13 protein-coding genes are annotated in these 15005 nt (G+C 69.5%); 1 reads left to right on the top strand and 12 read right to left on the bottom strand.

Features of this window, described 5'->3' with window-relative positions:
- Positions 1-49: 49 nt before the first annotated feature.
- The 5 genes from ACZ5VQ_RS09380 to ACZ5VQ_RS09400 form a co-directional block, all read right to left on the bottom strand.
- Entirely contained in the window at positions 50-1222 is a 1173-nt protein-coding gene (locus ACZ5VQ_RS09380; protein WP_469104375.1) for a sialidase family protein, read from the bottom strand.
- An 83-nt stretch (positions 1223-1305) separates the two neighbouring features.
- Entirely contained in the window at positions 1306-2823 is a 1518-nt protein-coding gene (gene arfA / locus ACZ5VQ_RS09385) for an arabinosylfuranosidase ArfA (RefSeq protein ID WP_469104376.1), read from the bottom strand.
- 53 nt (positions 2824-2876) lie between these two features.
- Complete coding sequence (locus ACZ5VQ_RS09390; RefSeq protein WP_469104377.1) at positions 2877-3764, bottom strand: carbohydrate ABC transporter permease; 888 nt, start codon at positions 3762-3764, stop codon at positions 2877-2879.
- 2 nt (positions 3765-3766) lie between these two features.
- On the bottom strand, positions 3767-4675 hold the full coding sequence (locus tag ACZ5VQ_RS09395) for a carbohydrate ABC transporter permease (protein WP_469104378.1): 909 nt from the start codon (positions 4673-4675) through the stop codon (positions 3767-3769).
- 140 nt (positions 4676-4815) lie between these two features.
- Positions 4816-6207, bottom strand: coding sequence for an ABC transporter substrate-binding protein (locus tag ACZ5VQ_RS09400; RefSeq protein WP_469104379.1), 1392 nt, complete (start codon positions 6205-6207; stop codon positions 4816-4818).
- Positions 6208-6559: 352 nt separating this feature from the next.
- Here ACZ5VQ_RS09400 and ACZ5VQ_RS09405 point away from each other — a divergent pair, with 352 nt between their 5' ends.
- On the top strand, positions 6560-7585 hold the full coding sequence (locus tag ACZ5VQ_RS09405; protein WP_469104380.1) for a LacI family DNA-binding transcriptional regulator: 1026 nt from the start codon (positions 6560-6562) through the stop codon (positions 7583-7585).
- 41 nt (positions 7586-7626) lie between these two features.
- Here the strand turns inward: ACZ5VQ_RS09405 and ACZ5VQ_RS09410 are convergent, their stop codons facing one another.
- The 7 genes from ACZ5VQ_RS09410 to ACZ5VQ_RS09440 all read right to left on the bottom strand — a co-directional run bounded on the left by ACZ5VQ_RS09410 (position 7627) and on the right by ACZ5VQ_RS09440 (position 14413).
- Positions 7627-8241 carry a TetR/AcrR family transcriptional regulator gene (locus tag ACZ5VQ_RS09410; protein ID WP_469104381.1) on the bottom strand — a complete coding sequence of 205 codons (615 nt, stop codon included), beginning with the start codon at positions 8239-8241 and terminating at the stop codon, positions 7627-7629.
- A gap of 32 nt (positions 8242-8273) precedes the next feature.
- Positions 8274-9443, bottom strand: a complete 1170-nt coding sequence (locus tag ACZ5VQ_RS09415) for a pyridoxal phosphate-dependent aminotransferase (protein WP_469104382.1) — start codon at positions 9441-9443, stop codon at positions 8274-8276.
- 97 nt (positions 9444-9540) lie between these two features.
- Positions 9541-10350 carry an SDR family oxidoreductase gene (locus ACZ5VQ_RS09420; protein ID WP_469104383.1) on the bottom strand — a complete coding sequence of 270 codons (810 nt, stop codon included), beginning with the start codon at positions 10348-10350 and terminating at the stop codon, positions 9541-9543.
- 71 nt (positions 10351-10421) lie between these two features.
- The gene (locus tag ACZ5VQ_RS09425; RefSeq protein ID WP_469104384.1) at positions 10422-11441 is read right to left on the bottom strand and encodes a 5-oxoprolinase subunit C family protein; all 1020 of its coding nucleotides are present in this window, start codon (positions 11439-11441) and stop codon (positions 10422-10424) included.
- Positions 11438-12181 carry a 5-oxoprolinase subunit B family protein gene (locus ACZ5VQ_RS09430; protein WP_469104385.1) on the bottom strand — a complete coding sequence of 248 codons (744 nt, stop codon included), beginning with the start codon at positions 12179-12181 and terminating at the stop codon, positions 11438-11440. The genes ACZ5VQ_RS09425 and ACZ5VQ_RS09430 overlap by 4 nt, the downstream gene beginning before the upstream one ends.
- Positions 12182-12204: 23 nt before the next feature.
- Positions 12205-13011, bottom strand: coding sequence for a LamB/YcsF family protein (locus ACZ5VQ_RS09435; protein ID WP_469104386.1), 807 nt, complete (start codon positions 13009-13011; stop codon positions 12205-12207).
- A gap of 22 nt (positions 13012-13033) precedes the next feature.
- Positions 13034-14413 (bottom strand): MFS transporter, encoded by a 1380-nt coding sequence (locus ACZ5VQ_RS09440; RefSeq protein WP_469104387.1) that lies wholly within the window; start codon positions 14411-14413, stop codon positions 13034-13036.
- Positions 14414-15005: the final 592 nt, after the last annotated feature.

A 15005-nucleotide genomic window follows, 5' to 3' on the forward strand; every position in this document is an offset into this window, starting at 1 on the left:
ACCCGGCCTCGTGGTGGTGCCCACAGCGGCATGCCCGGCCCGGAGTGACTCAGGACGACGGCACTGGCTTGGTGGCGAAGTACGGCTTGCAGACTCCGCCGACCCAGTCGGTGGCGATCTCCAGCAGGCTGTTGCCGTCCGCCGACGGCAGCAGGGCCGAGCTGTAGTTGGGGCAGTAGTCGACGACCGTCGAGTCGACGGTGACGGGCGCCGGGATCTCCCGCCAAGTTCCGCTGCCGCCCGCGCTGTTGACCCAGACGGTCCTTCCGCTGCCAGCGGCCCGGGTGCCGTCCTTGTTGTAGAGGACCTGGCCGATCAGGAAGAGCCTGCCCAGCGGATTGCCGGCCTCGGGAGCCCAGGCCACGGTCGGGGCGTGCTTGAAGTACTTGCCGTCGGCCGTCTCGGGCCGGAAGCCGAGGAACGGACCGCTCGTCCAGTCCCAGCCGTCGGCCGAGGTCCGGTAGTGCACGACGCACTGGTACTGACCGGGGGCGGCACAGATCTCGTACGACATGAAGTAGGTGCCGTTGCCGAGCTTGCGGACGACTGCCATGCCGGGGCGGTCGGTGACGAGCGGGCTGATGACAGTGGCACGGTGCCCGGTCCAGGTCAGGCCGTTCGAGGTGCGGGCGGCCATGAGCTTCTGGCTGTGTGCGGGGTCGGTCTCGTCCGAGTAGTGGGCGACCAGCTGGCCGGAGGCGTCGACGGAGAACTCGGGCTCCCACAGGCCTCCGGTGCTGCCCGCGGTCGCGATGGTGGACAGGTAACTCCAGGTGCGTCCCAGGTCGTTGCTCTTGAAGACGCGCAGGGCCATGCGCCGGTTCGTCTCGTCCTGGCCGACCGAGGCCGACCACAGCAGCGTGCCGGCGGGCAGACTGCCGACCCGTTGCGGGAGTTCGAAGAGCGTGGAGCAGCAGAGTCCCTGCCCGCCGGCCGCCTCCGGGTCGCTGACCGTGCCGACCTGCTGGAAGGACGCGCCGGAGTCGGTGCTCTCGTAGATGGCCCCGAGTCCGTTGTTGCCGGAGAACGTGACCACCGACGACAGAACGCGGCCGTTGGCGCCCGCGTTGTGCGCGAGGCGGACGGCCCGGGGGTACAGGCCGGTGTCGTTGCGCAGCGCGGTGCCGGTCGCCGCGTCCGCCGTTCCCGACTGCGCGGTGAGCAGGGCCGCCAGGAGGGCGATCAACGCGGAGACAAGGGCGGCCAGTTGGAGTGAACGCATGGGTGTACGGGGTCTTGCCGACATCAGATTCTCCCATCGGGGTGCGGGCTGGATCTGTTCGGACGGTGCCGTCGGGCGGGACGTCACCGGGCGGGGGCCAGGCGGATGACGTTCCAGGACACCGGGGCCAGCTCCGCCTCAAGTGCGCCTTCGGCGGTGACCTGAGCTCCGCCGCCAGTGCGCGGCGTCACGCGGTCCGGTTCGGTCTCGGTGTTCACGGCGTCCGGGTCCTGGTCCGCCAGGACGAGGTGCTCCAGCACCCGGTATCCGGACAGTGCGCCGCGCAACTCGGCCCGCAGGTGCAGAGGTTGGTCCTGGCCGCGGTTGACGGCGAGGACCGTGAGCGCGCCGCTCTCCTCCTCGTACGTCACGACCGTGTCCAGCGCCGATACGTCGCCGTGCTGCCGTGTGTGGATGCGGGACCCGGTGATGTCGGTGCGCAGCACCTTCCCGGAGGCGAACCGGGCGGCCTGGGCGAACGGGTGGAAGATGGTCTGCCGCCAGCTCGCGCCGCCCGGTTCGCTGCGGATCGGGGCGATGACGTTGACGAGCTGGGCAAGGCACGCGATGGCCACCCGGTCGGCGTTGCGGAGGAGGGTGATGAGCAGCGAGCCGACGACGACGGCGTCGGTCACGCTGTAGGTGTCCTCGATCAGGCGGGGTGTCTCGGCGGTCTCCAGGTTGCGTTCCCCGACGAAACGGGCGGCGTACCAGACGTTCCACTCGTCGAACGAGAGCCTGATGTGCTTCTTGGCGCGGCGCGTGGCCCGTACGTGGTCCGCGGTGGCGACCACATCGCGGATGTACTGGTCCATATGCGCCCCGGAGGCCAGGAAGCTGGCGCGGTCGCCGTCGAGCTCTTCGTAGTAGGCGTGCAGGGAGAGGTAGTCGACCTCGTCGTAGGTCTGCTCCAGGACCTCGCGCTCCCAGGTGCCGAAGGTCGGCATGCCCGCGTTGGAGCTGCCGCAGGCGACGAGTTCGATGGACGGGTCGACCTGACGCATCGCCTTGCCGGTCTCGGCCGCCAGCCGTCCGTACTCGGTGGCCGTCTTGTGGCCGGTCTGCCAGGGGCCGTCCATCTCGTTGCCCAGGCACCACAGTTTGACGTCATGCGGTTCGGGGACGCCGTGCTTGATCCGCAGATCGGACCAGGCCGTGCCGCCGGGCTGGTTGCAGTACTCCACCAGGGCGCGGGCGGCGTCGATGCCGCGGGTGCCGAGGTTGACCGCCATCATCGGGTCGAGACCGAGCTGCTTGGCCCAGGCGAGGAACTCGTTGGTGCCCACCTGGTTGGTCTCGATGGAGCGCCATGCCAGGTCGAGCCGGCGCGGCCGCTCGGAGGCGGGGCCGACCCCGTCCTCCCAGTGGTAGCCGGAGACGAAGTTGCCTCCGGGGTAGCGGACGAGTCCGGTGCCGAGTTCTCGTACCAGTTCGGCGACGTCCGTACGGAACCCGTCGGTGTCCGCCGAAGGGTGCTCCGGCTCGTGGATGCCGGTGTAGACGCAGCGCCCCATGTGCTCGACGAACGTTCCGTACAGGCGCGGGTCCACCTCCCCGATGGTGAACTCGGGGTCGACGGTGAACCGTGCGGTGTGCGGCATGCTGGAGCCTTTCTCGGTAGGGCGAAGGGGTGTGAACTGGCAAGCGGGTACGGCTACTTGAGGCCGGTTCCGGCAATGCCCTCGACGATGCGGCGCTGGAAGAGCAGGAAGACTGCGAGGAGCGGGATCGCACCCAGCACGGCGGAGGCCATCAACTGGGCGTAGGGCACGCCGAAGACGTCCTGGACGGAGGTCAGCCCGACCGGGAGGGTCATCATTTCCGGGTCGGTGACGACGAGGAGGGGCCACAGGAAGTTGTTCCAGACCCCGACGAACACGAAGATCGTGACCGCGGAGATCACCGGCCGCGAGATGGGCATGACGATCTGCCGGTACGTACGCAGCCAGCCCGCGCCGTCCGCGCGTGCCGCGTCGATCAGCTCCCTGGGGATGCCGTCGAAGAACTGCTTGAACACGAACACGGCGACGACGTTGGGGACTTGGGGCAGTACGACTCCCCAGTAGGTGTTGAGCAGGCCCACCGACTGGAGCGCCAGGAACTGCGGGATCATGAGGACCTGCCCCGGAATCATGATCCCGGCGAGGAGTACGACGAACGCGGCGCGGCGCGTCCTGAAGCGGGTCTGGGAGAGGGCGAAGGCGGCGAGCGACGCGGCGACCACCGTGAGCGCGGTGGTGAGGATCGACGTGATGAAGCTGTTCGCGTACCAGTAGGGCAGCTTCCCCGCGTCGAAGATGTCGCCGTACGCCGCGAGTGTGGGGTGGGCGGTGAACCAGTTGGTCGGGTCGGTGACGACTTCCTGCGCGGGCCGGATGGAAGTGGCGAGCGCCCAGGCCAGCGGCACCAGCCACAGCAGCGCGAAGGCGATGAGGGCGCCGAGGGCCACCCGGTTGAACAGACGCTCGGCGTCGTACCTGCGAGGCGGCTCGGCCGTGGTCGTCTTCTGCTCGGTCACGGGCGGTGTGGCGATGGCGGTCATGATCAGCGCTCCTTCTCGGCGCGGCGTACGAGTGCGAACCAGACGAGCGAGACCAGCAGGATCACCACGAAGAGCAGCAGCGAGACGGTCGACGCGTAGCCGACGCGGCCCTCGACGAAGCCCGTGTCGTAGATGAGTTGGAGGGAGGGGCGGGTGCTCCCGTCGGGGCCGCCCATGGTCAGCATGTAGATCTGGTCGAAGACCTTCAGGGAGGCGACCGCCTGGAGGACCGTCACGAGGGTCGTGGTGCGGCCGAGCATTGGCACGATGACGTGGCGGATGCGCTGCCAGGGTCCGGCCCCGTCGATGGCCGCGGCCTCGTGCACGGAACGCGGGATGTCCTGCAGACCTGCCAGATACAGCACGAAGTTGAAGCCGATCGTCCACCACACGGTGGCGGCGGCTATGGAGATCATCGCCCAGTCCGGATCGCCCAGCCAGGACGGCGGGGTGTCCACGCCGATCCACTTCGCGGTCTGCTGGGCGAGGCCCACCTGGTCGGCGTAGATGAACGTGAAGATCAGCGAGATGACCGCCGAGGGCAGCACGAACGGCGCGAAGAAGGCGAAGCGGAAGAACCAGCGTCCGCGTACGAAGCGGTCGGCGAGAATCGCGAGTACCAGGCTGAGCAGCACGAGCGGAACAGTGGTCAGAACGGTGAACCACAGCGTGTTCCTGAACGTGCGCCAGAACTCGTCGTCGCCCAGCACGGCCGCGTAGTTGGACAGCCCGGCGAAGTCACCGAGGCCCTTCTTGAGCAGGCTGGCGTCGAAGAAGCCGGCTACGACCGTATAGATCAGCGGTCCCACCAGAAAGACCAGGTAAAACAGGGCGAAGGGCAACAGCATCCCCGGACCGGCCCAGCGGTCACCTCTGCCGGGGGCCTTGCTCGGTGCGGTTGTCGTGGCCATGGGACGGCCCTTTCAGTCAGGACATGCGGAATCTCAGACGTGCGGGGCCCGATACGGGCGTGACAGCGGCAGTCGGCGGCCGGGCGGTACGGACTACAGCGGGTACGGACTAGCGCGGGTACGGACTACAGGGGTGCGGCCTACAGGGGTGCGGGCCGGCCTGCGAGTTCGCGCAGTTCGCGGCGCATGCGTGCGGCTCCGGCCGTGGGGCTGGTGGCGCCGGTGAACACGGACGTCACGGCGTTGCCGACGACGACCTGCAGGGTGCTGCCCGCGCCGCTGTACCAGGCAGCAGGGTCGTAGGCCGCGCCGTCGGCGGCAGCGGCGTAGTGGGACTGTGGTGCGAGGTCCCGGTAACCGGGTGACTGCTGGGTGGGCAGCCACGCGGGGACGTGTCCGCCCTCCGCCCACAGCTTGCTGGAGTTGAGCAGGGCGGCGACGAACCCCAGGGAGAGATCCAGGCGTTGCGCCGCGGCGGAGGGCGCCTTGGGCAGGACCAGGGAGTGCGAGTCAGCGGCGCAGGCGTAGGGCGCGTCATGGAAGACCCTCGGCAGCGGCCGTACGTCGAACTTCACCTTGGCGCCCTGGACCGTGAGGACCTGCCAGACGCCGTCCATCAGGAATCCGGCCTTGCCGGTGGTGAGCATCGTGATGGCGCCCGGGCTGTCGGTGCTCGCGGGGACGACCTTCTCCTGGGTGAGGCGGCGGATGTACGCGAGGGCCTCGGCCGCGGCCGCCGTGTCGATGACGACCTTCTTGCCCTGCTCGGCGACGAGATCGCCGCCGCCTATCTGCCGGTAGAACGACCAGAAGAGCCGGAACTGCGTCGAGGCGTCCTTCACCGAGGCGACCGAGCCGCCCCAGGCCCCGGTGACCTCCTTCGCGGCGCGCAGGGCGTCGATGAACGCGTCGGGCCCGTCCACGTCCGCCAACCGGCCCTGTCCGTCGAGGAGTCCGGCCTTCTCGGCGATGTCGGTCCGGAAGTAGAGCACGAAGGGGTGGGTGTCGAGCGGGACGGCGTACAGCTTCCCGTCCACCTGGGACTTCTTCCAGGGCCGTGGGTCGAACTTGTCCTCGGTCAGCCCGTGCCGGGCCAGATCGGACGTCCTCAGTTCGGTGAGCAGCCCCGCCTCGGCGAGCGTGGGCACCTTCGACAGATGGGTGACGGCGACCTGCGGGGGCCGCTCGCCGAGCGTCGCCAGGGTGAGCTTGGTGTAGTACGGGCTGCCCCAGACGAAGGTCGCCGACTTCAGGTCCGTCGCCCGGTGCCGGGCCCGGTAGACGTCCTCCATGGCCAGCAACCGCTCGCCGTCACCGCCGGTGAAGGGGTTCCAGAAGTTCAGCCGTGACGGTGTGGGCGACCCTCCGGTGAACCCCTGCGCGAGCGTGCTGCCACAACCGCCGAGGGCGACTGACGAGGCCGCTACGGCGCCGATGGAGAGCGTGCCGCGCAGGAGTCCGCGCCGGGACGGTGGGGACGAGAACGGGGGCGGGGGCGGGGGCGGGGAGTTGTGCGGTGTGCGGTCCCGCATGGGCAGGCGTCCTTCCACGACAGGGAACCCAACGAGTACAACGTTGGAATGAGTGACAAGTCCGAACGACCGAGTCGATGCACGGGAGCGGTTACAACGTTGTATCCCTGTGGAAATTCGACGTCAACACCTGTGCAGGAACTGCTTGCCCGTCAGGGATCGAGTGCCTCATCGGGGCATATCACCCACGCTGGACGAGAATCTCCCGCACGCGGGCGGAGACCTCTTACAACGTTGCAACATGGCTTACGCTGGTCAGCACACCGGAATCGGCTCGCGTGGTGCGGCGGCGAGAGCTGCCGCGAGAGCGACGAGGGCTGCCGGAAGAGTGCGGGGAGGGAGGGCGAGCGTCATGGCAGGTGCACGCCTCAAGGATGTCGCCGAGCGCGCGGGCGTATCGATCAAGACGGTGTCGAACGTCGTCCGGGGCGAGATCCGTGTCGCGGAACAGACCCGGCAGCGGGTGCTGCGCGCGATAGCCGAACTCGACTACCAGCCCAACGCCTCCGCACGCCATCTGCGCACCGGCCGCAGCGGCATCATCGCGCTTGCCGTCCCCGAGCTGGTCGCACCGTACTTCGCGGAGCTCGCCGCGGAGGTCATCGCGGCCGCCAAGAAGCGTGGCTGCACCGTCCTCATCGAGGACACCGGCGGGGACCCCGCGGAGGAACTCCGTATCGCCTGCGGCCTGAGCGACCCGCTCATCGACGGTGTGCTGCTCAGCCCGCTCAGCCTCGACGAGGCGATGCTCGCCACCCGCGAGCGCCGCGTGCCGCTCGTACTCCTGGGAGAGCAGTCGTACAGAATCCCGGCGGACCACGTGCTGATCGACAACTCCGCGGCGGCACGCGAGGCGACCGAACACCTGCTCCGGCTCGGCCGCCGTCGCATCGGAGTCATCGGCCAGCCGTCGGACCGGGCCCATGCGACGACGGTGCAGCGCATGCACGGCTTTCTGACCGCGCTGCATGCCGCGGGTGTGCCGCACGACCCCCGGCTGGCCCCGGACACCGTGGCGTTCACCCGCGCCGACGGAGCCTCCGCCATGCGGGTCCTGCTCGGTCTGGACGAACCACCGGACGCGGTCTTCTGCTTCAACGACCTGCTCGCCTCCGGCGCGGTGCGCGCGGCACACGAACACGGTCTGCGGGTGCCGCGCGACCTGGCGGTCGTGGGCTTCGACGACATCCAGGAGACCGGCTACAGCGTGCCCTCACTGACCACCGTGTCGCCCAACAAGCGAGAGATCGCCGAACTGGCGGTGGATGCGGTGCTGCGGAGGATCACCACCGACGCGGAGGCCCCCCACACGAGACTCACCGCGGGGTACTCGCTGGTCGTGCGGGAGAGCACGCAGCCGAGTTCGCCGACGGGGTGACGGACAGACGGCTGCACGCCAGGCCCGTCACCCGTCACCCGTCACCCGGATCGTCGGTGCTCCGGAGCAGCCTCAGGGGTCCCGTTCGCCGCCGCGGACCAGCCGATGAGGGCGCCGCGCAGGGCGGTGACCAGGCGGGTGGCTGCCTCGTCCTCGGTGTGGCCGCTCTTGATGAGGTCGAGGATGTCGCGGGGGTCGAACAGGAGGTTCCACAGGAACAGGGCCTCGTCGCCCAGGTCGCCGAGCCCGAGTTCCTCGGTGGTCTGCCGCAGCGGTTCGGCGAGCGCCTCGGCCTGCGGGGCGAGATAGCCGGTGCCCTCGCGCAGCCGCTCCAGGTATCCGCGGTGCGAGCGCATCTGTGCCATCGCCCCGCCGTGTTCGAGGACGAGCGACACCCAGTAGCGGGACACCGCCTCCAGCCTCTCCATGCCCCGGGTGGTCTGCCGTGCGCTGAAGTCGCGCAGTTCGGAGCCGACTTGGGCCCGGAAGGCGTGCAGGATCTCCTCGACGGAGGAGAAGTGCCGGTATGCCGTGGCGGTCGACACCTCGGCCTGCTTGGCGATCTCGGCCAGGCTCACGGGCGTCGGCGAGTTCTCGAACAGCAGCGCGGCGGCCTTGATGAGGTACCTGCGGTTGCGTTCGGTGTCACTGCGCATGGGTCGACTCCCCGTTGCCTGTGGGACGGCGTTCACTGAAGGGCCGAGAGGCCGTACGCCAGTCGGCGAACACCCTCGGAGATGGATTCCGGGCTGGCAGCGTACGACAGCCGCAGGTGCCCCTCGCCCCGGGCGCCGAACTCGCTCCCCGGCCTGACCGCGACGCCGTGCGTGCGCAGTGCCGCCACGACCTCCACGGCGGGCAGGTCGAGGTCGTAGCGCGGGAACTGGTAGAAGGCCCCCTCCGACGCGCTCAGCGTGAGACCCGGGATCTCGGCGAGTCCCGCGCGCATGATCGCGCCTCGCTCCTCGTAGGCGGACCGCATCCTGGCGATGTCGGCGTCGCAGGTCCGCACCGCGACGAGGGCGGCGTCCTGGATGAAGGTGTTCACCGAGCCGTTGAAGGTGTTGTGGATGCGCGCGGCCGCCTGGATGAGCGGTGCGGGACCCCAGAGGTAGCCGACGCGCCAGCCGGTCATCGCGTAGCTCTTGGAGAAGGTCTGGCAGTAGACCGTACGGTCGCGCAGTCCGTCGAGGGAGATCGCCGAGGTGAAGGGGCGGCCGGTGTAGTCGAGGTCGGAGTACGCCTCGTCGGAGATGACGATCGTGGACGTGCCGTCCAACAGGTCGGCGAGCGCGTCGAGTTCGGCGCGGCTGTGCACGATGCCGGTCGGGTTGCTCGGGTTGCAGAAGACGAAGAGCTTCGCGCCGTCGAGGGCGTCAGCGAGCCGGTCGAGGTCCCAGTGCAGGTCCGGGGCGAGCGGGACGGGTACGACGATGCCGCCGGCCATGCTGACCAGGTCGGCGTAGAGGGAGTAGGTGGGGTCCGGGACGACCACCTTGTCGCCGGGGTCGACGATCCCGAGGATCGCGGCGGCCAGGCCGGCGGTACCGCCCTGGGTGATGAGGATGTCGGCGGCGGAGACCGGTGCTCCGGCGATGCCGTACAGCTTCTCGGCGAGCGCCTCGCGCAGCTCCGGTTCGCCGAGCAGCGGTGAGTAGTGGGTACGTCCGGCGCGCAGCGAGGCGTCGGCCGCCTCGGTCACCTGCCGGGGCGTGTCGAAGTCGGGCTCACCCATGGCGAGGGAGACGAGGTCTCCCTTGGACTGCGGCTGCTGCGTCCGGCGGGAGGCGGCGGCTATCCGGGCGACGGCCTCGGCGGTGGCGAACCGGGGCGGGTACGTGGAGACGGTGGACGGCATGCGCTCCTCCTGGAAGCGAGGTGCTGGACGCGGGTGCTGCTGCGCTGGAAGCGGGTGCTCGAAGCAGGGGCCGGGGGCGAGGTGGTCAGGGGTGCACTCAGGGCTGTGGTGAGGGCTGTGGTGAGGTATCGGCCGGGGCGCCCGCCCAGCGGCTGATCTCCAGATCGGCGGAGGTGTCCCGCTGTCGGGTCGGGGCGACGACGATCTCCTGGAGGACGACCCGCTGGGGCAGGGCGACGGCGAGGCGGACGGCCTCGGCCACGTCCTCGGGCTGCACCATGTGGGCGCGTTCCTCGGCCGCCGGCGGTCGCGCGCGGTTGTCGAGGATGGGCGTGTCCGCCTCGCCGGGCAGCACGGTGATGGCCCGCAGTCCCTGGTTGCGGAAGGTGTTGTGCAGGAAGGTCATGAAGTTGCGCACCCCGGCCTTTGCGGCGCCGTAGGCAGCGCCGCCGAGCAGGTTGGGGTTGACGGCGGCGAGGGACGAGACGGTGACGATGGTTCCGGTGCCGCGGCCGAGCATGTCGGGCAGCACGGCCTGGGTGAGCTGGAAGACGGCCGTGAGGTTCACGTCGAGGACCTGGCGCCACTCGTCGTGCGGGAGCCACTGCGGGTTGAGCACCGTCGACGCACTGCCCGCGTTGTTGACCAGGATGTCGACCGGGCCCAGGTCGGTGTGGACGCGGTCGAGGACCCGGGTCACGTCGTCCGGGCGGGTGATGTCCGCGGCGAGGGCCAGCGCCGTTCCGCCCTCGGCGCGGATGGTGGCCGCGACGTCGTCGAGCGCCTCCTGTCTGCGGCCGACGAGCACGACGGTGGCGCCGTCCCGGGCAAGGAGCCGCGCGGTTTCGAGCCCCATCCCGCTGCCGGCCCCTGTGATGAGCGCGGTTTTGCCGGCCGACGTCGTCACCGTTCCTCCTCCATGATCAGCATGCTCGACATGATCGATATGAAATTCGAGGCTCAAATGAGAATATCTTCTCACCTACTGTGGGGCAAGGACGTCTCGAAGCCGAGCGCGGCGAACGCCTCCGCAACCGCGTGTTCGAGCGCCCGCACCTCCGCCTCGCGCCGAGCGAACCGGCGGAGCGAACTCTCGCGGTCGGTCCAGCGGAACCGCAGCCGCCGCCCCGGACCGGCCTGTCCGAGCAGCGGCAGACAGGCCCGCGAGGCAACGCCGACGATCGGATAGCCCGCCGTCAGGCTCCGGTATCTGCCGAGCACGATGAGTTCGTCCGCGTGCGGGATCTGCAGCGCCCCGACGGGAACCCCGTGCGACACGATCTCGGCGTCGGTGTCCGGGTGGAGCACCGGGCCGTCGAGCCGCAGCCCGACGTGGTTGGAGCGGGGCGTGACGACGTACTCCGCCTCCTCGATCACCTCGCGGACACCGGGGATCGAGTGGATTCCGTGGCTCGCGACGACATCGACGACCCACGCCCCTTCGTCGAAGCGCGGGACGGGGACGGGCAGCCGGAACAGCGGCGGCTCGAACAGCCGGCGCCGGAAGCCCTGGAACCCCGTGTCCAGCAGTACGCGCGAGCCCCGGGTGACGACCTGCCCGAACCCCATCCGGGCGTCCGGGGCGGCGCTGCCCAGCAGGGTCTCCGCCGCGAGCGTGCCGTTCACGGCGAGATAGGTGCGGGTCCCCCGGCCGACATCGGCGTGGACCCGTACCTCATGCCCCTTCGGCACCACCAGCGGCGACCAGCTCTCGACCGGGGCGCCGCCGACGGTGACCCGGGCGGGCGCTCCGGTCACCGCGAGCAGGACCTCGGCGTCGGGAACGAGGGCCAACTCGCCGCCCAGGTTCTCGATCAGGGTCGCGCCGCGAGGGTTGCCCACGAGGAGGTTGGCAACGACCGCGGAGTGCTGGTCGGCTGCGCCCCCGGTGGGGACACCGCGCCGTTCCGTGTCGCGGCGGCCCAGGTCCTGGAAGGTGGTGGTCCATCCGGTGCGGGTGAATTCGAGCGCCACGGTCTTCGTCGTCACGGTTGTCATAGGGGCACCTCCACCGGCAGCAGGAAGCCGGCGTCCAGCGCCGCCGCCTCGTCCCGCGTGACGGGAACGAAGCGCATGATGTCGCCGGGGCCGAACGAGACGGGGTCGGAGCGGGAGATGTCGACGATGGCGTGCGGGGTGCGGCCGACCACACGCCAGCCGGTCGGGCCGGGGAACGGCTGGATGATCGCGTTGTCACCGGCGATCATGATCGATCCGGGAACGACGTCCGTACGCGGCTCGGCGCGCCGGCGTACCGGCCCGGGCAGTTCGAGCCCGTCCATCATCGGGGCCATCGCCGCGCCCAACAGGGCGATGGTGAAGGTGGACTTGGCGATCGCCTCGACCACCTCGGCGGGTTCCAGGCCCACTTCCTCGGCGACGGACACCAGATCGGGCCCGGTCTCCTCGTCGAAGACGACCGGGACGGCGAACTCCCGTACCGCACGCGGCAGTTCCGGACAGCCGTCCGAACCGGCGCCCGGCGCCCATCGGGCCAGCAGCCGGACCGCGTACTCCACATGCTCAAGCGCGGTGTGCTGCGGATCGAACTCGATGAGCAGGGACTCCAGACCGGAGACGACATCGAGCACGCCGTGGGGGCGGTGCGCGAGGAACCGGTCGCGGAAGGCAACGATCGCGGACCTGCGGATCGCCTGTTCGGCGTGGGGAATGGTCACCATCACCGCCGAGTCCCCGAAGGGCTCGACGGCGACGGTGCCGATCGGTGCAGTGGTCATCGGCTGGCTCCCGCGCGCCGCCCTCAACGGGCGAGCGCGACCTCGGCCTTCTCCTTGAGGACGTCCCGCAGACCCGCGACACGCACGTCCGCCTTGTCGAGCGCGGCCCGCAGCGCGATGCCGTTCTGCAGGACGGTCGGGTGGTCTCCGTGCAGGAGCAGTACGTCGGCGTCGTGGCCGAGCGGTACGACGTTGCCGTCGACCGAGCGCACGGTGCCTTCCTGTACGACCTGGACGGAGCGTTCGCCGATGAGCTCGGGGTCGTGGATGAGCCCCCCTTCGTGCCAGCGCGAGACGGGCATGCCGTCGTCGCCGTAGCCGCGGTCGGCCAGGAACACGTAACCGACTTCGAGGCCGCGCTTGCGCGATTCCTCAGCGAGCAGGCCGCGTTGACAGATCACGACATAGTCCGTGTTGTACGCGGCGATCGCGTCCGTGATGGCGCGGGCGTGCTTGGCGTCGGTCTGTGCGATCGACCCCATACGGCCGTGCGGCGCCACATGGGTGATCGTCCCGCCGTGCACTCGTGCGAAGGCGTCGAGTGCGCCGAGCTGGTAGAGGACGTCGGTGCGGATCTCCTCCTCCGACGCCTCGATGAGCCGGCGGCCGAACCCGACGAGGTCGGGGTATCCGGGGTGCGCGCCGAGTTCGATGCCGCGCTCCACGCAGTCGGCGACGGTCCTGTCCATGACGCGCGGGTCACCGGCATGGAAGCCGCAGGCGATGTTCGACGCGGTGACGAGGCCGAGGAGGGCGTTGTCGTCGCCGATCGTGTAGTTGCCGAAGCTCTCACCGAGGTCGGCGACGACGGCTACCGAGTTGATTCCCATGGTGTCTCCCGGGTGTGGGCGGTCAGTGGGCTGCCAGCGGACGACCCTTGGTCTCCCGTACGAACGCGATGGCGACCAGGGTGATCAGGGCGGTGGTGATGGCGGCGAAGGCCGGGATCAGATTCGACCCGGTCGCCTCGATGAGCTCGGTCATCAGCAGCGGGGCGCTGCCGCCGAAGATGATCGTGGAGATGCTGAACCCGATGCTGTAGGCGGAGTAGCGCACCGTGGTCGGGAACATCTCGGCGAGCACGGTGTGCACCACGGCGGCGTGGCCGGAGAAGGCGATCGCGAGCACGGTGGTGCCGATGCATGCCAGCGCGAACTCACCGGTGGTGATGAGCAGGAACATCGGGTACGAGACCACGGCCATCGCGACGGCGGAGAGCACCAGCACGGGTTTGCGGCCGATACGGTCCGACAGCCGGGCCATGAGGGGGATGCAGACGGCGATGGCGACCAGGCTGACAGCGGTGACGGTGAGCGCCCGCAGCATGGAGAAATTGTTGTCGTCGCCGAGCGAGGTCTTGAGATAGGTCGGCATGTAGACGAACAGCAGGTAGTAGCCGGGTCCGTTGAGCGCGGGCAGGAAGATCGTGAGCACGATCGCCTTCAGGTGCCGCGGGGAAGTGAGCGCGTCCTTCAGCGGGTTGCGCACGACGGTGTTGCGCTCGCGCAGTGCCTTGAAGTGCGGGGTCTCCTCCAGCTGGCGGCGGATGTAGAAGCCGACATAGCCCAGCGGGACCGCGACGAGGAACGGCACCCGCCAGGCCCAGGAGGCCATGGCGTCGTCGCCGAGCGTGGAGATGAGGATGGCCGAGAAGGCGCTGCCGACCATGAGCGCGATGAACGAGCCGACGGCGATGAAGCTCATCATGTAGTTGCGGCGGGCGTCCGGGGCGTATTCGCCGACGAACGACATGGCACCCGCCACCTCGCCACCGGCCGAGAAGCCCTGCAGCACTCGGAGCGCGACCAGCAGTACGGGCGCGGCGACGCCGATGGCGGCGTGGGAGGGGATGAGACCGATCGCCGCCGTGGCGGCCGAGATGAGCACCAGCAGGCTTGCCAGCAGCCTCTTCCGCCCGAGCCTGTCTCCCAGGTATCCGCAGATGACGCTGCCGAACGGCCGCGCGACGAAGCTGACCAGGAAGCCGACGTTGGTGAGGAAGAGCCCTCCGGCTTCCGCCTCCCCCATGATGTTGATCGCGAGGTAGGTGACGAGCAGGCCGTAGATGCCGTAGTCGTACCACTCGACGAAGGAACCTATGGCTCCGGCGACGGTGGCCTTGCGGACCACCTTGCCGTCCACGGTGACCACGCCGGCCGTGGTCGCGTCGAGCTGGTCCGACGATGCCTCGTGACGATCTGACGTCGTGTCGAGCCGATCTGACGTTGTCATGCGTTCACCTTCGGTCGCGGACTCCGGGGACGGTGTCCTGAACAGTCGTACGCTGAACGTCGTCGCTGCCGGCGGTCGCCCATGTGCTGGGGTGTTCCGCCTGCGTTCCGGATCCTCGTGGGAAGGCGACGATGACACCTCGGCGGTCAAGCGGCGTCGGTGTCGTCGGAGGATGTCTGGAGGTGTCGGTGGACGGCTGGTGACGCCCCCCACCCGCCCCTTTCGCACCCGTGGAGCACGTCCGGGAGCGGGCCGTAGGGGCACATCCGAGCCAAGTTGCGACTCGAATCTCGAATGAGAATAGATTCGCATTCTGGGGTGGTCAAGGATGGAAGTTGCCGCCAGGTAAATCTTGCGATTCCGGCGCGGTTCCGCCTTCGGCTATCGCGACTTCACCGGAGAGACGGCGGCCCGGCGGCCGTCCGGCAGCTGCCGGCGAGGCACCCCACGAGCCCGTCACCCCCTCCGGCCCACCCTTGTCTCGCGGCACGGATGGATGCACACTGACACTCGCGAAACGCGAAACCTTTCGCACTTCTCAGCTGTGACGGGACGGACGGACCCTTGGCTCCCACCCCCAACACCACCCGCA

Source organism: Streptomyces sp. NPDC033178 (assembly GCF_055577685.1).